The 17,770-nt window shown below is 59.4% G+C and carries 19 protein-coding genes; 3 read left to right on the top strand and 16 right to left on the bottom strand.

What is annotated here, in order from left to right; genetic code table 11:
• The first annotated feature begins 101 nt into the window (after positions 1–101).
• Positions 102–2,132: an alpha-1,4-glucan--maltose-1-phosphate maltosyltransferase gene (locus Q4D83_RS04895; RefSeq protein ID WP_303173480.1), complete on the top strand. Its 2,031-nt coding sequence runs from the start codon at positions 102–104 to the stop codon at positions 2,130–2,132.
• A 151-nt stretch (positions 2,133–2,283) separates the two neighbouring features.
• Entirely contained in the window at positions 2,284–4,467 is a 2,184-nt protein-coding gene (gene glgB / locus Q4D83_RS04890) for a 1,4-alpha-glucan branching protein GlgB (RefSeq protein ID WP_303173479.1), read from the top strand.
• Between the two features lie 22 nt (positions 4,468–4,489).
• On the opposite strand, the gene Q4D83_RS04885 is transcribed toward glgB, so the two are convergent.
• From Q4D83_RS04885 to Q4D83_RS04875, 3 genes are all read right to left on the bottom strand, one after another.
• Positions 4,490–5,179: a CPBP family intramembrane glutamic endopeptidase gene (locus Q4D83_RS04885; RefSeq protein WP_303173478.1), complete on the bottom strand. Its 690-nt coding sequence runs from the start codon at positions 5,177–5,179 to the stop codon at positions 4,490–4,492.
• A complete protein-coding gene (locus tag Q4D83_RS04880; RefSeq protein WP_303173477.1) occupies positions 5,179–6,063 on the bottom strand; it encodes a tetratricopeptide repeat protein in 885 nt (294 codons plus the stop codon). The genes Q4D83_RS04885 and Q4D83_RS04880 overlap by 1 nt, the downstream gene beginning before the upstream one ends.
• A gap of 65 nt (positions 6,064–6,128) precedes the next feature.
• Positions 6,129–6,425 carry a thiamine-binding protein gene (locus Q4D83_RS04875; RefSeq protein WP_303173476.1) on the bottom strand — a complete coding sequence of 99 codons (297 nt, stop codon included), beginning with the start codon at positions 6,423–6,425 and terminating at the stop codon, positions 6,129–6,131.
• A 67-nt stretch (positions 6,426–6,492) separates the two neighbouring features.
• On the opposite strand from Q4D83_RS04875, the gene mce reads away from it, so the two are divergent.
• Entirely contained in the window at positions 6,493–6,948 is a 456-nt protein-coding gene (gene mce / locus Q4D83_RS04870) for a methylmalonyl-CoA epimerase (protein WP_303173475.1), read from the top strand.
• 13 nt (positions 6,949–6,961) lie between these two features.
• On the opposite strand, the gene Q4D83_RS04865 is transcribed toward mce, so the two are convergent.
• The 13 genes from Q4D83_RS04865 to Q4D83_RS04805 all read right to left on the bottom strand — a co-directional run bounded on the left by Q4D83_RS04865 (position 6,962) and on the right by Q4D83_RS04805 (position 17,770).
• Complete coding sequence (locus Q4D83_RS04865; protein ID WP_303173473.1) at positions 6,962–7,243, bottom strand: hypothetical protein; 282 nt, start codon at positions 7,241–7,243, stop codon at positions 6,962–6,964.
• Entirely contained in the window at positions 7,243–7,935 is a 693-nt protein-coding gene (gene nucS, locus Q4D83_RS04860; protein WP_303173472.1) for an endonuclease NucS, read from the bottom strand. The genes Q4D83_RS04865 and nucS overlap by 1 nt, the downstream gene beginning before the upstream one ends.
• A gap of 20 nt (positions 7,936–7,955) precedes the next feature.
• Positions 7,956–8,420: a DUF2550 domain-containing protein gene (locus Q4D83_RS04855; RefSeq protein ID WP_303173470.1), complete on the bottom strand. Its 465-nt coding sequence runs from the start codon at positions 8,418–8,420 to the stop codon at positions 7,956–7,958.
• 253 nt (positions 8,421–8,673) lie between these two features.
• Positions 8,674–9,045 (bottom strand): F0F1 ATP synthase subunit epsilon, encoded by a 372-nt coding sequence (locus tag Q4D83_RS04850; RefSeq protein ID WP_303173467.1) that lies wholly within the window; start codon positions 9,043–9,045, stop codon positions 8,674–8,676.
• Positions 9,046–9,058: 13 nt separating this feature from the next.
• Positions 9,059–10,504, bottom strand: coding sequence for a F0F1 ATP synthase subunit beta (gene atpD, locus Q4D83_RS04845; RefSeq protein ID WP_303173465.1), 1,446 nt, complete (start codon positions 10,502–10,504; stop codon positions 9,059–9,061).
• Between the two features lie 3 nt (positions 10,505–10,507).
• Positions 10,508–11,485, bottom strand: a complete 978-nt coding sequence (locus Q4D83_RS04840; protein ID WP_303173463.1) for a F0F1 ATP synthase subunit gamma — start codon at positions 11,483–11,485, stop codon at positions 10,508–10,510.
• A 52-nt stretch (positions 11,486–11,537) separates the two neighbouring features.
• Positions 11,538–13,181: a F0F1 ATP synthase subunit alpha gene (gene atpA, locus Q4D83_RS04835; protein ID WP_303173460.1), complete on the bottom strand. Its 1,644-nt coding sequence runs from the start codon at positions 13,179–13,181 to the stop codon at positions 11,538–11,540.
• 60 nt (positions 13,182–13,241) lie between these two features.
• A complete protein-coding gene (locus Q4D83_RS04830) occupies positions 13,242–14,060 on the bottom strand; it encodes a F0F1 ATP synthase subunit delta (RefSeq protein ID WP_303173458.1) in 819 nt (272 codons plus the stop codon).
• 5 nt (positions 14,061–14,065) lie between these two features.
• Positions 14,066–14,638, bottom strand: coding sequence for a F0F1 ATP synthase subunit B (locus Q4D83_RS04825; protein WP_303173457.1), 573 nt, complete (start codon positions 14,636–14,638; stop codon positions 14,066–14,068).
• Positions 14,639–14,658: 20 nt separating this feature from the next.
• Positions 14,659–14,901, bottom strand: coding sequence for an ATP synthase F0 subunit C (locus Q4D83_RS04820; RefSeq protein WP_303173455.1), 243 nt, complete (start codon positions 14,899–14,901; stop codon positions 14,659–14,661).
• 106 nt (positions 14,902–15,007) lie between these two features.
• The gene (gene atpB, locus Q4D83_RS04815; protein WP_303173453.1) at positions 15,008–15,793 is read right to left on the bottom strand and encodes a F0F1 ATP synthase subunit A; all 786 of its coding nucleotides are present in this window, start codon (positions 15,791–15,793) and stop codon (positions 15,008–15,010) included.
• A 363-nt stretch (positions 15,794–16,156) separates the two neighbouring features.
• On the bottom strand, positions 16,157–16,585 hold the full coding sequence (locus Q4D83_RS04810) for a hypothetical protein (protein ID WP_303173452.1): 429 nt from the start codon (positions 16,583–16,585) through the stop codon (positions 16,157–16,159).
• 12 nt (positions 16,586–16,597) lie between these two features.
• Entirely contained in the window at positions 16,598–17,770 is a 1,173-nt protein-coding gene (locus tag Q4D83_RS04805; protein ID WP_303173451.1) for an MraY family glycosyltransferase, read from the bottom strand.

The raw sequence follows: 17,770 nt of genomic DNA, 5'->3' as shown, positions 1-17,770 counted from the left end.
TTTCACTGAGCCTCTGTAGAAACCGTGTTGCCTCAACTAGGCTGGCAAAGGACAGCTGGCCTGGGTTGGTCAGAGGACATAAATTGAAAGCGAAGTGAGCAGTGACTGGAAGACTAGGAATTGATGACGTCCGCCCACAGGTTTCGGGAGGGGCGCATCCCTCCAAAGCTGTTGTCGGGGAGGTTATCCCAGTGTTCGCCGTGGTATGGCGAGAAGGGCATGATGCACTCTCCGCAACGGTGAACATCAAGGGGCCGAAAGCTTCCTCCGTGGCTCCCACGACACGCCGCATCACCATGCAGCGCAGTGAGCACGACCCCGATCAAGTAAACGCGATTTTCGTGCCGGACGTGCCGGGTGACTGGACGGTGCGGGTGGACGCCTGGTCTGACCCGATGGCCACGTGGCGGCACGCGGTAAACGCAAAAATTGAAGCGGGCCAGGATGCGGAGCAGCTGGCCAACGACCTCGAACACGGCGCACGGTTGTTCGAGCGCGCGGCGCAGGGGGTGCCGAAGGCGCAGCGGCCACGGCTACTCAAAGTGGCGGAATCACTTCGCGGGAATGGGGACCTGCGGGCACGCGTGGCACCGGGGTTGTCGCGCGAAACGTTGCAGCTATTGGAGCTGCACCCACTGCGTGAATTGTTAACCCGCGGCAAAACCCGCAAAGTAAAGGTGGAGCGCCGCGGAGCGCTCGTTGGCTCTTGGTACGAATTGTTCCCCCGCTCCACGGGCGGCTGGGACGAGCATGGCAACCCGGTCCACGGAACCTTTAAAACGACTGCCGACGCCTTGGAACGCGTCGCACGCATGGGCTTTGATACCGTCTATTTCCCGCCCATCCATCCGATCGGCGAAATCAACCGCAAGGGCCGCAACAACACGTTGGAAGCCGCCCCGGAAGATGTGGGATCCCCGTGGGCTATTGGTTCCAGCGCGGGCGGCCACGACGCGGTGCACCCAGAACTGGGCACCTTGAAAGACTTTGAAGCGCTGGTCAAGCACGCAAAGAAGCTTGGGCTTGAGGTGGCGTTGGATCTGGCGTTGCAGTGCGCGCCGGATCACCCGTGGGCGGAAAAGCACCCGGAGTGGTTCACGGTGTTGCCGGATGGCCACATCGCGTACGCGGAAAACCCGCCGAAGCGCTACCAGGACATCTACCCGCTGAATTTTGATAATGATGCGGAGGGTATCTACAAGGAGATCCTGCGGGTGGTGTTGTTCTGGATCAAGCGGGGTGTGAAGACGTTCCGCGTGGACAACCCGCACACCAAACCAGCGAACTTCTGGGAGTGGCTCATCGCTACCGTCCATGAAACGCACCCGGATGTGATTTTCCTCGCGGAAGCTTTTACCCGTCGGCCGCGGCTGTACGGTTTGGCAAAGCTCGGGTTCTCGCAGAGCTACACGTATTTCACCTGGCAAACCTCCAAGTACGAGCTGGAGCAATTCGGGAAGGAAATCGCCAACATGGCGGACGTCTCCCGCCCGAACCTGTTTGTGAATACCCCGGATATTTTGCATGCCTCCCTGCAATACGGTGGCCGCGCAATGTTCGCCATCCGCGCGGTATTGGCCGCCACGATGTCACCGCTGTGGGGCGTGTACTCCGGCTACGAACTGTACGAGCACCAGGCCGTGGCGCCCGGCAGCGAGGAATACGACAACAGCGAAAAGTACGAGCTGCGCCCGCGCAATTTCGAGCAGGCGTTGGAGTCCGGCGACTCCTTGGAGCCGTTTATTACGATGCTGAACAAGATTCGCCGCGAGAATCCGGCGCTGCAACAGCTGCGGAACTTGCATTTCCACGCGGTGGATAATGATCAGCTCATGGCGTACTCCAAGGTGGATGCTTTGACCGGCAACACTATTTTGGTGGTGGTCAACTTGGATCCGAACAATGCCCAAGAGGGCACGCTGCACCTTGACCTGCGCGCTTTAGGGTTGAGCGGCGCGGTTGGTTTCGAGGTGCACGACGAAATAACTGGTGCCACGTACACTTGGGGCGAGCACAATTACGTTCGGCTGGAACCTTGGCGGGACGTAGCACACATCTTTGTCCTACCTGAAGTGCCGGCCCAGCGCCGGGAAAAGCTCGCTTGGCGTGAGGTTTCCGAATATCACGACTAGCACCTTGTGAGCGAAGGTGATTGAGTTCACCTTCAGCGAGCCCCCAGCACCCGCTTTGTTCGGTAGCGTCGAAGTATAGAGCGCTGCTTGAATGTAATGCGGGTGCTGTTATTTTTTAAGTCAACATTCATTTTTCTTGAAGGGTCCCCACATGACTGATTCGAAGGTCCCCAGTTCGCTCGCGATTCCGCGCTCCGATCTGGATCGTCTGCGCAATTGCCAGCACCATGATCCCCACGGTTTCTACGGCTGGCACGGCAACGTCGTGCGCACCCGCCAGCTTGGGGCTGAGCAGGTAGAATTGCTCATTGACGGCACCGAGATCCTCATGCAGCCGATTGGCGACGATATTTTCGCCGTCGAGGTTGAGGGCGAGCAGCGGGATTACCGCCTGCGAATCACATGGCCGGGCTTCGAACCTCGCGTGATTGCCGACCCCTACGCGTTTCTCCCCACCCTCGGCGAGACTGATATTTACCTGATTGCGGAGGGCCGCCACGAACGCTTGTGGGAGGTTCTGGGTTCGCATGTGCGCACGTTTTCCACGGAGCTCGGCGAGGTGTCGGGCACTTCGTTCGCGGTGTGGGCCCCGAACGCTATTGGTTGCGCCGTGGTTGGCGATTTCTGTGGTTGGAATTCTTCCCAGTTCCCCATGCGCTCGCTGGGTTCCTGCGGCATTTGGGAATTGTTCATTCCGGGCGTGGGCGCTGGCGAGGTGTATAAGTACGCAATCCAGACCCAAGAAGGGCACCGGCGCGATAAGGCGGACCCGCTGGCACGCCTCGCGGAAACGCCTCCCGCTACGGGGTCGGTGATTACCTCATCCGAGTATCAGTGGCAGGACGCAGAGTGGCTGGCGCATCGCGCGGCCGTGAACGCGGACGAACTGCCGATGAGTGTGTACGAGGTACACTTAGGCTCCTGGAAGCAGGGTTTGGGATACAAAGAGCTCGCCACGGAGCTGGTGAATTACGTTGCGGACATGGGCTATACGCATGTGGAATTCATGCCCGTTGCAGAACACCCATTCGGCGGCTCCTGGGGGTACCAGGTGTCGGGGTATTTCGCACCGAGCTCGCGCTGGGGCACCCCGGATGAGTTCCGCGCGCTGGTGGACGCATTCCACGCCCGCGGCATCGGCGTCATTGTTGACTGGGTGCCTGCGCATTTCCCCAAGGACGATTGGGCGTTGGCGCGTTTCGACGGCCGCGCCCTGTACGAGCACCCCGACTGGCGCCGCGGTGAACAAAAGGACTGGGGCACCTACGTGTTCGATTTTGGCCGCCACGAGGTGCGCAACTTCCTTGTTGCGAACGCCCTCTACTGGTGCGAGGAGTTCCACATCGACGGGCTGCGTGTCGACGCCGTCGCCTCCATGCTGTACCTGGATTACTCCCGCGACGCCGGCGAATGGGAACCCAACCAATACGGCGGCAATGAGCACTTGGAAGCTGTGCAATTCCTTCAGGAGATGAATGCCACTGTGCACCGCGAGCACCCCGGCGTGTTGACCATCGCCGAGGAATCCACCTCATGGACGGGCGTGACCTCCCCCACGGAGGACGGCGGCTTGGGCTTCTCCTTCAAGTGGAACATGGGTTGGATGAACGACACCTTGGAGTACTTCTCTAAGGACCCCGTGCACCGCGAGCACCATCATCACGAGATCACCTTCTCAATGGTGTACGCCTATTCGGAAAAGTTCGTGTTGCCCATTTCGCACGATGAAGTGGTACACGGCAAGGGTTCACTCTGGCACCGCATGCCCGGCGACACCTGGAACAAGGCCGCAGGTATGCGCACGTTCCTCGCCTACATGTGGTCCCACCCTGGCAAGAATTTGCTGTTCCAAGGCCAGGACTTCGGCCAGATTCAAGAGTGGTCGGAAGCACGCTCCCTGGATTGGGGGGACATGGAAGGCTGGGAGGGCGAGTACCACCAGGGCATCCATACACTCGTGCGCAACCTGAACGCGTTGTATAAGGACACCCCAGCGCTGTACACGCAAGACTACAATTACGCGGGCTTCTCCTGGGCAAAGTCTGACGACGCCGCGAACAACATCCTCGCGTACCACCGTTACGGCTCCCAGGGCGAGAAGTTGTTTTGCGTCTTTAACCTCGGTGGCACATCGCAAAAGGCGTACCGCCTGGGCGTACCCGAGGAGGGCACGTGGCGCATGGTGCTGAACACCGACGATTCGCTGTACCAGGGTGCCGGCAATCCCCTGCCCGGTACGGTGGAAACCCAGAAGGAAGGCTGGGACGGCTACGAGCACTCGTTGATTCTTCACCTGCCAGCGATGAGTGCGCAGTGGTACCGCTTCGAAGGTTAAATTCCCCCTCGCCGCCGATGGGCTAGGCTGCCGTCAACAGTGCGATGCCCATCCCCACGGTGACCAGAAAGTTATTGAACACGTGGTAGGCCACACCAGCCCAGAGGGAGCGGTGCCAGCGCACGAGAACGGCGCCCCACACGCCTAGGAGGAAGGTCCATACTACGATTGCTGGCACCATGTGGATCGCGGCGAACAATAACGCGCTGACCCCGATGGAGATCGCTGGTTTGTTCCATCGGTAGTCTAGCCAGCCCATGATAAATCGGCGGAAGACGAGCTCTTCCCAGATGGGGCCCGCGATGACGGCGAAAAAGAAGACGACGATGTAACCGAGCAGTATGTTATCCGGCGGGATGAAGGATTCCAGCCCGGTGGAGGGTTGTTCTTGTTCGGGTTGAAGGTTCAGGATTGCGCCGACTGTAGCGGCGATGACCAGTGAAACGATGAGGCCGGCGGGGATTTGCCAAACTAGATGCCAGCCGCGCGGGCCGAGGGGTTGAAAGCCGAAGTCGTGGCGTGTCCAGCCGCGGCGCGCGAAACTCCACACAACAAGCGCCACGATGATCATGGCCACACTCACCCCGAGTATCGACCACACCACGTTGTGCAACAGCAGGTGCGCGAGCATCCCGGCAACACCAACGATGAGCGGCACCACAAACCCCAAGCCGAACATGTAGGCGACGTCGCGCCCGGCGATGTCGCGCATCAGAACAGCACACTCGCCATACGCCCTCGAGCCGCCACCACGCGGGGGTCACTCGCATCGAACAGGGCGAAAAGTTCGATCAGACGTGCGCGCACGCGTTCCTTGTCGCGGGGCAGCGCACCAATTAAACGATCGAACGCAGCGTCGACGTTTCCAGCGGCGATTTCCGCATCCGCGGCCGCAAACTGCTTATCGACATCGCTCAAGTCCGCGTCGGCCAACTCCACCGCGTCCCCGGCACCGCCGGACTCCGCCAACCTACCAAGAAAGATCGCTTGCAATCGGGCCGATTTAGCCTGTTCATTGGCGGGCTCGTGGGCCAAAATATCGTCATAGACGGCGATAGCGGCGGCGAAATCACCGGCGTTGAGGGCGTCGGTCGCGGCGTCGAAACGCGGGTCGGCGGGCGGCGCCTGTTCCTCAGCGTTGGCGATACCGGGAAGCTGTCCCGCGACTGCGGAAACGACGGCGGCAGTCCATTGTTGCAGCGCCTCCATTGGTTGACCGCCCTGGAAATCGGCGAGCGGTCGGCCGTCGGCGAGGGCCACGACCGTCGGCACACCCGTAACCCCGAATGCTTGAGCAATTTCCGGGGTGGTGTCGACGTCGGCGTAGGCAAAAATCCAATGCAAACCCGCTTGCGAGGCCAAGGTTGCCAAATCAGCACGGAGCTGCTCGGACTGCTCGCTGCGGGCGGAACCCAGCTGCACAATCACGGGCACCTGCAGCGAGCGGCGCACCACCTCCTGCTCGAAATTCGCGGCAGTCACCGTCACCACGGGCGGCACCCCACCTTCCGGCGGCCGTTGTGCGCGGGCTTCCGCACGCGCTTTCACCTCGCCAAGGTCGATGGCACCACCAACAAAACGGTCGGGAGTTGTCACTTGTCACGCCTTCCAAAACTCTTGTTGCAACTCAATGTTCTTTTCAGCGATGGTATCAGCGCCCACTACAGGTGCCGCTCCAACGATGCTACCTTCTGGGTCATTTGCCCCGTATAGCCCGGGCGAATGTCCGCCTTGAGCACAAGGCTCACGCGTGGGGAAACCTCAAGCACGGCTTCGGTGGCGCGCCGCACAACGTCCATGACCTCGTTCCACTCCCCCTCGATGAGCGTAAACATGGCGTTGGTTTCGTTGGGCAGGCCGGAGTCACGCACCACCCGCACGGCAGCCGCCACCGCCTCTGACATTTCCGCATGCGAGTTCGGTACTTCCGTGGGGGCTACAGAAAAGGCAACGATCATGCCCACGAGGATACCGCGGCAACATTTCCCCTGCGCGCGGGCTACGGAGAGGTCTACACTTGTGGTTATGAGCGATTTTTCCAGCATTGATATTCCCCACGAGTACGTTGTCTGCCTCGACCATGTCGGCATCGCCGTGCCGGATCTCGACGCCGCGGTTGAGTTCTACCGCTCCAACTTCGGCTGGGTGAATCACCACCAGGAAACCAACGAAGAACAAGGCGTTGTCGAAGCTATGATCGGCCCGAAAGACGCCACGAAGCGCGACGGGCTCATCCAGCTGCTGGCGCCCCTCAACGAGGATTCCACTATCGCGAAGTTCATCGACAAGAAGGGCCCCGGCCTGCAGCAAATGTGTGTGCGCACCAACGATATCGACGCGCTGAGCGAGCACCTCCGCGGCCTGGGCACCCGCCTGCTGTACCCAGAGCCGAAAACCGGCACCGGTGGCGCTCGCATTAACTTTGTGCACCCAAAGGATGCTGGGGGCGTACTGCTGGAAATCACCCAACCGGTCGAGTAATTCAGCGGCGTGGTTAGCGGCGCTCCCAACAGGGGGCGTGCCAATGCCGACGCTCGTCGGCACGATCCGTAGGCCACGCCACCACGTGTGACACCCCCGGTGGAATGTTCTGGTTGCACCCTGGGCACACATAAAACTTCGTTGCGGCCGCGGCCCCCATGCGCCGCACTAGGTAGGGGGCGCCGAAGGTCCAGCTGGGCCCCGGCTGCACCTGCGTACCAAAGAAACCAGCCCCATCGCGAGGCAACGCCCGCGGTGGTTTTTTATGCTCTTTGCGATGGTTGCGGCGCGGCATTAAAACAACCGCAACTCGTCCGACTCGATGCCCCGTAATGCCTGGTAATCCAAGGTGACGCAGCGAATACCACGATCCTCCGCAAGAGTCCGGGCCTGCGGCTTAATCTCCTGGGCTGCAAACACCCCCTGCACCGGGCTTAACAACTCGTCCCGGTTGAGTAGGTCCAAGTAACGCGAAAGCTGTTCCACGCCGTCGATACCCCCGCGGCGTTTGATTTCCACCGCGACAGTCACGCCGGCAGCATCCCGGCACAAAATATCCACCGGCCCAATTGCAGTCGGGTACTCGCGGCGAATGAGGCTATACCCCTCCCCCAACGTTTCAATATGCTCCGCAAGCAATTCCTGCAGGTGGGACTCCACACCATCCTTGACAAGGCCGGGGTCCTCGCCGAAATCGTAATAAAAGTCCGAATGCACCGCCTCAATGGTGATGCGCAGCTGCTCGCCCTTCTTATTCTCCACAACCCACAAGCGAACGCCCAACGCCTCCCCGTCTTCAGTTCGAATCTCCTGCTCGTTTAGCGTGCAGGGCGGGGTCATCCAATTCAATGGCTTGTACGCGCGATCATCCGCGTGAATGGATACCGAACCATCGGCTTTGACCATGAGCAACCGGTCCGCCATGGGCAAATGAGCTTCCAAACGGCCAACATAATCAACAGAACACCGAGCAATGACGAGACGCATTCCTCAACTGTAGCCCAAGGTTAAGTAGCATTTCGCTTTTGGGTGAGGTGACGAATCGCCTCCCTGGGATCCGCCCGCTCCAGCCGCGCACTTGGGGCTGATTCTAACCACGCCGTAAAGGCCATTTCACTGCGGGAATCCATCGCGATTTCGAACTCAGTGTCGCCGACGAGAATGTCTACGATCTTGGTGCCGGGTTCCATAAACTCCGACTCGTGGGAGGTGGGCTGACGGCTGTGAATGAGATTGGTGTGTTGACGATCAATTGCAATATTGGCCACAGGTGACAACGAACGAAGCTTGTAATACTCCACATAGGCGCCGTTATAGCGGATCAAACCGTGGCGCCAGCCGTGCGCCCCTTGGGCTGGCATGCTGCGTAAGATGACAAGGCTGCCACTACTACGCAGCATGTAAAAGCGCCACACGGCAAGCATCACCACCGTCGCGGCCACGATTACGAGGCCATACCAAAAATATTCCACGCGCACACACCACCAATCTGACTAGCGGTGGCGAGCCTCCCACCTGCCACCGCAGTATTTTTGAATCATCATACCCCTTGTGCACAAGCAACAATATTCCGGGCTGAGCTGCACATGTGCCTCTTATCGAACATCCTGCTTAAGCGGGGGCGAATAATAGAGTGCCTATGCTTTTGTACACAAAGGGCCACCCGCAAATGCGGGTGGCCCTAAAAGTAAGCAGAAAGCAGACGGGTGTGCCTACAAGAAGCCCTTAGGCCTCCTTTTCGCGGCGTAATGCGCGCAGTTCAGCTTCGGCACGAGCCTTGACTTCGGGATCGTCCGACGTCAGGTTCGCCTCAGCTGCAGCAGCATCCACTTCACTGGCCCACACTGCATAGTGGGCCAGAATGGTCACCTTGTCCTTGGAAATGGAAAGGAAACCACCCGGAGCGGCGGCGACGAGTTTATCGCCGTCGACGGGACGGATGACCACTACGCCGTTTTCGGCCAATTGGCCAAGCATGGGCTCGTGGCCGGGCAGCACGCCGATCTCACCCTCGGTGGTCTGGGCCGTAACGATGGTGGCCTTGCCAGACCACAACGGACGTTCCACGGAGACCAATTCAGCGGTGATTTCAGCCATGTGTCTCGCCCCTTTACTTTCCGGTCATCTTCTTGTAAGCGGCCTCGACGTCGTCCAAACCACCCAGGCCGTTGAACGCCTGCTCTGGGTAGTGGTCGAAGTCGCCGTTGCAGATGCGCTCGAACGCTTCGATGGTGTGCTCCAGCGGAACGTACGAACCAGGAATGCCGGTGAACTTCTCCGCAACGAAGAAGTTTTGGCCGAGGAAGCGCTCCAAACGACGCGCGCGCTGCACGGTGATCTTGTCCTCTTCAGACAGCTCATCCATACCGAGGATGGCGATGATGTCTTGGAGTTCCTTGTTCTTCTGCAGAATGTGGATCACACGCTGAGCGACATTGTAGTGACGCTCGCCAACAATACCCGGCTCGAGAATACGAGAGGTAGAGGTCAGCGGGTTTACGGCCGGGTAAATACCCTTCGAGGCGATACCACGGTCCAGCTCGGTGGTGGCATCGAGGTGCGCGAAGGTGGTGGCCGGGGCGGGGTCGGTGTAGTCGTCGGCGGGAACGTACACGGCCTGCAGCGAGGTAATCGACTTACCCTTGGTGGAGGTAATGCGCTCCTGCAGGATACCCATCTCATCAGCGAGGGTGGGCTGGTAGCCCACGGCCGAGGGCATGCGGCCCAGCAGCGTGGACACCTCGGAACCTGCCTGGGTGAAACGGAAGATGTTGTCGATGAACAACAACACGTCCTGGTGTTGCACGTCGCGGAAGTACTCGGCCATGGTCAGGCCGGACAAGGCGACGCGCATACGAACTCCCGGCGGCTCGTCCATCTGGCCGAACACGAGGGCGGTATCCTGCAGCACGCCCATTTCTTCCATTTCAAGGAAGAGGTCGGTACCTTCACGGGTGCGCTCACCCACACCGGCGAACACGGAAGTACCGGAGAACTCGCGCGCGATACGGGTAATCATCTCTTGGATCAGCACGGTTTTGCCCACACCGGCACCACCGAACAGACCAATCTTGCCACCCTTCACATAGGGGGTAAGCAAGTCGATGACCTTAATGCCCGTTTCGAGGATTTCGGTCTTACCTTCGAGCTGGTCGAAGGGCGGCGGGTCGCGGTGGATGCCCCACTGCTCACCGTCGCGGCCGAGGCCGGGCTCGTCGAGGCAGTCACCCAGGGCGTTGAAGACGTGACCTTTCACTACGTCACCAACGGGGACGGAGATCGGCTTGCCGGAATCAACGACCACGGCGCCACGGACGAGACCATCCGTGGGGGCCATGGAGACGGCGCGCACGAGGTTGTCGCCGAGGTGCTGGGCAACTTCGAGGGTAATGGTTTTGGCGACTGCTTCGAGGGTGACCTCGACAGTCAGTGCGTTAAACAGGGCCGGCAGCTCGCCGCGCGGGAATTCCACGTCGACGACCGGACCAATGACACGCACGACACGGCCGGCGCCTACCGCCTGCTGTGCGTTTGGCTCATTGAGAGCTGTAGTCATAATCTAGTCACTTTCTCCGCTTTCGGCGAGCGCTCCGGCGCCACCGACGATCTCTGTGATTTCCTGGGTAATCTGTGCCTGGCGGGCTTGGTTGGCCACGCGAGACAAGTCTTTCACCAACGCGGTCGCGTTATCGGTGGCAGACTTCATGGCATTGCGGCGGGAGGCAGATTCGGAGGCGGCCGCCTCGAGCAGCATCGCAAACAGGCTGCGGGAAACGTACTGCGGCAGCAGCGCGGCGAGCAGGGTGTCTGCGTCTGGCTCGAACTCGTAGTCCGGGGAGACTTCGCCCTTGTCGTCGAGAATGCCGTCGCCCATTTCCATCTCATCGAGCTCAATGATCGGTTCGATGGGGAGCACTTGGTGGGCCCGGGCAGTTTGGGTCAGCATAGACTCAAACTCCGTGTACACCACATGCAGCTGGTCGAATCCTTGGATTGTTTCGCCTTCGTCAACGTTGAGTCCGTCACGGTATTTTGCGGTACCGGTGGAACCAGCGATGAAGGCGTCAATCAAGTGGCGGCGCAAATTGTGCGTCTCTTTGTAGCCGGGATTTTGGGAAAAGCCGGTCCACTGCCCCGCGATTTCTTCACCGCGGAACTTGTAGTAGCCGACACCCTTGTTTCCGGCAACGTAGATGACTACGTCGTAGCCTTTTTCCTCAAGGAGGTTTTTCAGCTCAGTGGTCTTCTTAAAGACGTTGTAGTTGTAGCCACCAGCCATACCGCGGTCACTCGAAACCACCAAGATTGCGGCGCGTTGTGCGTTTTCGCGCTCGCGAAGCATCGGGTGATCAAGGGAGCTTGCGGACGCCAAACGTTCGATCACATCGTGGATCTCGTTGGCGTACGGAAGCGAAGCCTCGACCCGTGCTTGGGCCTTGGTGATTCGCGAGGTGGCGATCAGTTCCTGGGCTTTGGTGATCTTCTTGGTTGAGTTCACCGACTTGATGCGGTTACGCAATTCGCGAAGATTTGCCATGAATCATCGCCTCCCTTCTTTTCCTTGGACGGTCATAGTGCTTGTCACAGCCCTACTTCTTGGCGGTCTTACGGGAAACCGTGATCTGAGTCTTCTTCAACTCGTTTTCCTTCAACGGGTCGACCTCGGGCTCGTTGATCACCGGCGTACCGTCCGTGGTTTGGAAGGAGTGCTTGAAATCGTTGGTTGCGGAAAGCAGTGCTTTCTGCGAATCCTCAGAGAAGGCGGCGCCGCCCGCGATCTGCTCGTATACGGCAGCTGCGTTGGCGTGCAGGAACTCGTGCAACTCGGATTCGAAGCGGCGGATGTCTTCGACGGGAACGGAATCGAATTCACCTTCGCCGGCGAGCCAAATGGACACCATTTGGTCTTCGACAGACATTGGGCTGTTTTCCGGCTGCTTGAGCAATTCCACCAGACGCTGGCCGCGCTGGAGCTGCGCCTTCGAGGCGGGATCCAGATCGGAGGCGAAGGCGGCGAATGCTTCGAGGTCGCGGTACGCTGCGAGGTCCAGACGCAAGGAACCGGAGACCTTCTTCATGCCCTTGGTTTGCGCGGCGCCACCGACGCGGGAGACAGAAACACCCACGTTGATAGCTGGGCGAACACCCTGGTTGAACAGGTCCGACTCGAGGAACACCTGGCCGTCGGTAATGGAGATCACGTTGGTGGGAATAAAGGCGGAAACGTCATTTGCCTTGGTCTCAATGATCGGCAGTGCGGTCATGGAGCCAGCGCCCATGTCGTCCGACAGCTTCGCGGCACGTTCCAGAAGACGGGAGTGCAGGTAGAACACGTCGCCGGGGTAGGCTTCACGGCCCGGCGGGCGACGCAGCAGCAGGGAGATGGCGCGGTATGCTTCGGCCTGCTTGGTCAAGTCATCGTAAATAACCAGCACATGCTTGCCCTGGTACATCCAGTGCTGGCCAAGTGCAGCGCCGGCGAACGGGGCCAACCACTTGAAGCCAGCGGAATCAGAAGCCGGTGCCGCCACAATGGTGGTGTACTCCAGCGCACCGTGCTCTTCGAGGGTACGGCGAACCGCTGCGATGGTGGAACCCTTTTGGCCGATGGCTACGTAAATACAGCGCACCTGCTTGGTGGGGTCGCCAGAATCCCAGTTGGACTTCTGGTTCAGGATCGTGTCCAGGCAGACTGCGGTTTTACCGGTCTTGCGGTCACCGATGATCAGCTGGCGCTGACCACGGCCGATGGGGGTCATGGCGTCGATAGCCTTGATGCCCGTCTGCATCGGCTCGCCCACGGGCTGACGCTGCAACACCGAGGGTGCCTGCAATTCCAGTACGCGGTCTTCTTCTTTTTCAATAGCACCCAGGCCGTCGATGGGCTGGCCCAGGGGGTTAATTACGCGGCCGAGGAATGCATCTCCGACCGGGATGGACAGAACCTCGCCTGTCCGCTTAACTTCGTCGCCCTCTTTCAGAGTCTCGTAGTTACCCAGCACCACCACACCGATCTTGTCGGTGTCAAGGTTCTGTGCGACGCCAATGACGCCGTTCGGGAACTCGAGGAGCTCATTCGCCATAACCGACGGCAATCCCGTTACTTGGGCAATACCGTCAGCTGCCGAAATGACCAGGCCGACCTCCTCGCGGGAGGCCTCCGGGGAGTAGCTCGAGGTGTAGTTCGCAATCGCGCTACGGATCTCATCGGAGGAGATCGTCAGCTCCGCCATGTTCTTCCTGCTCTCGGTTGTTTCTTCCAGCAATTGTTGTCTAGTGATGTAAGTCGTGCCTTAAACAAGGTGGTTGCGCAGCCGCTCGAGTTTGCCCGAGGTGCTGCCGTCAATAACCTCATCGCCGACGCGGACGACCATTCCACCGAGGAGGCTGGGATCGACCTCAGCGTGGATGCTCATCTCTCGACCGTAAATGCGGCCCAGCTTTTGGGCCAGTGCCTGTTCCTGTACCTCATTCAGCTCGACAGCGCTGACCACATGCGCAACGGACTTACCGTTCAGATCAGCAGCTGCTGCGGAAAGGTTCGCCATATCGTCGATGGGGTTGCTGTCGGGTCGGCCAATGACCTGAAGCGCTAACGCTTCGGTGATGGAGTTCACCTTGCCGTAGAGCACGGAGGCCAGCAGTTGACGCTTCGCGGCCGGGGTTGCGTTACGGTCCCCCAGCAGCCCGGTCAGTTGCTTTTCACCTTCCAGGATGCGGCCGAAGCGGAAGAGTTCCTCTTCGACCTGTGCCAACTGGTTCTGCTTTTCGGCTGCGCGCAATAGGGCGCGACGGCCTAGTTGGACGAGGCCTGTGCGCAGTTCGCGCGGGGTGGACCAGACCTGGGCCGCGGCGTCGACAAGGACACGGAGGGTGGTGTCGGACACCTTCCCACCGAAGACTGCCGTCACCAGGCCAGAGCGCTGCTCGGGTGCGGCTGACGCATCAGCCACAGCAACACGCAGGGCGCGGTCACCGTCAAGGACCTCGACGACGTCGAACAGTTCGGTACCAGTCTGTGCGGCGACAGCGACTACATTGGTGCCCCCAGACAACGCGGTGTCAAGGATGCTCGTTGCGTTCGCCAGTGCTTCGCGGCTCGCTGCGTGCATGTCGCTCACTTTCCTGCGTTGTTCACGGTGTCGAGATCGGTCAGGAAACTATCGATCGTGCCGGAACGCTTGACGTTGTCGGAGAGTTGCTCCCCAAGCAGGCGCTCTGCCAAGTTGATCGAGTTCTGCCCCATCTCGCGGCGCAGCTCAGCCACCACCTGCTCACGCTGTGCGGCAAGCTGCTTTTCACCAGCTTCGATGATACGGTTGCTTTCTTCAGTGGCCTGGGCCTTCATTTCCTCAATGATCTGCTTGCCCTTGTCGCGGGCTTCTTCGCGGATCTGAGCGGCCTCTACGCGCGCCTCGGCAAGCTGGGCGTTGTACTTCTCTAACGCAGCCTTTGCTTCCGCCTGTGCGGTTTCAGCGCGCTTGATACCACCCGCAATCTGTTCCGAACGCTCGGTGAGTACTTGCTGGAACGCCGGAAGGATCAGCTTCCAGAACAGGACGCCGACGACGAGGAGCGGAATGACGGACCAGACGAGGTCGTACGTAGCAGGCAGCAGCGGGTTGATGGGCTCTTCCAATGGAAGAGTTTCCGCCCCTCCTGCCGCAAGGTAGTTAATGACGTTCGTCATGAGTCTCCAGCTTTCGTGTCTTAGGTGAGGATGAAGCCTGCGACCAGGCCGATGAGGGCAAGAGCCTCAACGAAGGCGATACCCAAGAACATGGTGGTACGGAGCTGGCCGGCCATTTCGGGCTGGCGTGCCATACCCTCGAGAGCCTTACCAACAAGGATGCCAATGCCAAGGCCGGGGCCAATGGTGGCGAGGCCGTAGCCGACGGTGGCAATGTTGCCAGAGATGCCAGCGGCGTCCTGTGCGAGGATGACTTCGTTCATGAGAGTGTCGTTCCCTTTCTAGCTGCCCAAGCGACTCGTGCAAGCCGTTGGGCGAAAATTGGTGTGGATTTGTGGTTGACTGTGGTCCGCCATTCGGCGGGCTGGGTCAGTGTTCGTCAGCGTGCAGCGACAATTCGATGTATACGGCCGACAGCAGAGAGAAAATATATGCCTGCAGGAAAATGACCAGAAGTTCGAAAAGCGTGAACGCGACCGCGGCGATGATGGTCACACCGGACAGTGCCGTCCAACCATTCAGCTGCCAGAAGAAGAAGTTGGTGGCAGAGAACAACAGCACAAGAATGATGTGGCCAGCGAGCATATTGGCCATGAGACGCAGGGTCAGCGTGGCCGGTCGCATAATGAACGTCGAGAAGAACTCGAGCGGAACCACCAGCAAATGCAGCGCTGGCGGCAGGTTCGGGATCACTACCGAAGACTTCATGTACTTAAAAAAGCCGTACCGCTTGGTGCCGGCGTAAATGAAGGTTAGGTAGCCGAAAACCGCCAGCACGAGGGGCATACCCACCCGCGCATTTGGCGAAATATTGAGTCCCGGAATGACCGAGGGCAAGTTCATCGCAAACACCAGGAAGAACATGGTAGCCAGCACCGGCAGGAACCGGCGCCCTTCCTTCTTCCCAAGGATTTCCTCTGCGATGTGCACCCGGACGAAATCAAGAGCAATCTCAGCGACATTCTGGAGGCCAGTAGGAACCGTTTGCGGTTTCCGCATTGCCACCAAGAAGAACAGCGCCACGAGAGCCGCCATTAACAGGCGGACGAACATCAGACGGTCGATAGTGAACCAGCCGTTCGCAACATCTGCGAACCACAAGGCATCCGGGAAAAATTCGTGTTCCAGGGAGGGTGCGTGGAACTCACCCCGCATGGACAGTGTTGTAACGCTCAGCGTTCTCTCCCGTGTTCGGGCCGTACAGGGTTTCCCGTACGGTGCGATGGACGTCTGAAAAACTACCTGGACCGCCACGGACTCCGTCGCACATCATCGCAGCGGCCACTGGGGAAAAATGCCGATCCTTTTCACAGGTTTCATAAACCTGCGCCTTAGTTAGACACCCTTACCCGCTCGATAGAATAACAGGTACGTTTGGGTTTTTCCGAAGTATCACGGGGGGTAGCAACTACCCCTTTATATAGCACTTTATGTAAGCGCCCTGAGCTGCTGAAACAAAATTTTGTAAGGTACGTCACACCACACGCGGTGTGTCACGGACGGGGGTAGCCGTCTCGCCTAGTTTCCTGGCTGTACGTACGTCACTTTCGTGGTGATTACGCCCCAAACTTCACTGCTCAGCACCGCCACCAAAGCCAACACTGTGGTAACCAAAAGTGCCCATTTGTGGTAGAAGGTCAAATCTTGGATCAGGTATAAAACGATGATCAAAACAATAACTTTGAGCAGCCAACCGCCGAGCACCACTGCCCCCGTCACCGACGGCGATGTATTCGATGTCACTAAAACACTAAGAACTGTCAGCAACATAAAACCACCCCCTATTGCGGCTCCCAACAACACCCCCCACACGCCGGCGAGGTCGGCGACCCACCCCCACAGCGCGAGCGAGGCTATGCAGATGACCACGAGCGCGTAGCCGCCGTAGCGGAGCGCACGCAGCAGCGGTCGGCGGGGGTCGTCGTATTCCGAAGGTGTTGCAGTCACAGCTATAGCATCCTACCGTGCGTGGACTGAGCGCTTATCGTGGGCTCGTTCCGCGTTTCGACGCCGCGCATCCAGCACCGGCCGCGCCGTCAACGCCGCAGCTACAAGCAAACCCATTCCAACGCTGATAAAGGCATATCCTGCGGGCAGAATCGTAAACGCCACGGCGCCGAACGCCACCACGGACACCCAGGTATACAGCACGAGGACCACCCTGCGGTGGGTATGCCCTAATTCCAATAGCCTGTGGTGCAGGTGCATTTTGTCGGCGCTGAACGGGGAACGACCTTTGGACACGCGCCGCACCACCGCCATCACCAAGTCGAGCACAGGTACGAAAATGGCGGCGACGACGACGATGAACGGGCTCATGACAGCGATGAAATCCGCCGTCCCGTACAAGCTCATATTGATCTTGCCGCTCGCCGAGGTAGACGCCGCCGCCAGCAGCAAACCGATCAACATGGCGCCGGAATCACCCATGAAAATCCGCGAAGGTTCGAAATTATGTGGCAAAAAGCCGAGGCACATGCCTACCAGTGCGGCGGCGATAATTGCCGGCGGATACGCGGAGACAGTACCCCCTTGATCGTGCAGCACCGTCAGCGAGAACACCAAGATGGCCAACCCCGCGATCATGCCCAACCCGGCCGCCAATCCATCGAGGCCGTCGACGAAGTTGATGGCGTTGATCAGCATCACCGTAAACACGGTGGTCAAGATTGTAGACTGGACCTGATCCAGTACGGCGGTCGTGCCACCACCAAAGGGGATGTACACCAGCGTCCACGACAACCCCACCAAACTCATGATCACGGCCCCGAGCAGCTGCCCGATCAGCTTGGTCAAAGCATCGATGTCAATCAGGTCGTCGATGACGCCTACGATAACGATCACCACGGCAGCCCACATCACCGCATCCATTTCTGGAGTGATGGGTTTAAAGCCGCGGGTAAGCGCCGGAAGTTGGTGCGCCAGCCACACCGCGCAGGTAAAACCAAGGAACATGGCCGCGCCACCCAAACGCGGCTTCAACTGGGTGTGCACATCTCGATCCCGGATTTCCAGCATTTGCCCACTGCGTACGACCCAGTGGCGGATCAACCCGGTGGCCAGATACGTCACCGTGGCGGCGGCGAGCAGAACGAGGCCCAGCTCGCGCAATGGCACACCCGCAACACCCAT

Origin of the sequence: Corynebacterium sp. (assembly GCF_030532715.1) — a bacterium.
In the GTDB taxonomy this organism is placed as follows: domain Bacteria; phylum Actinomycetota; class Actinomycetes; order Mycobacteriales; family Mycobacteriaceae; genus Corynebacterium.
This window is presented reverse-complemented; position numbering and strand designations above follow the sequence as displayed.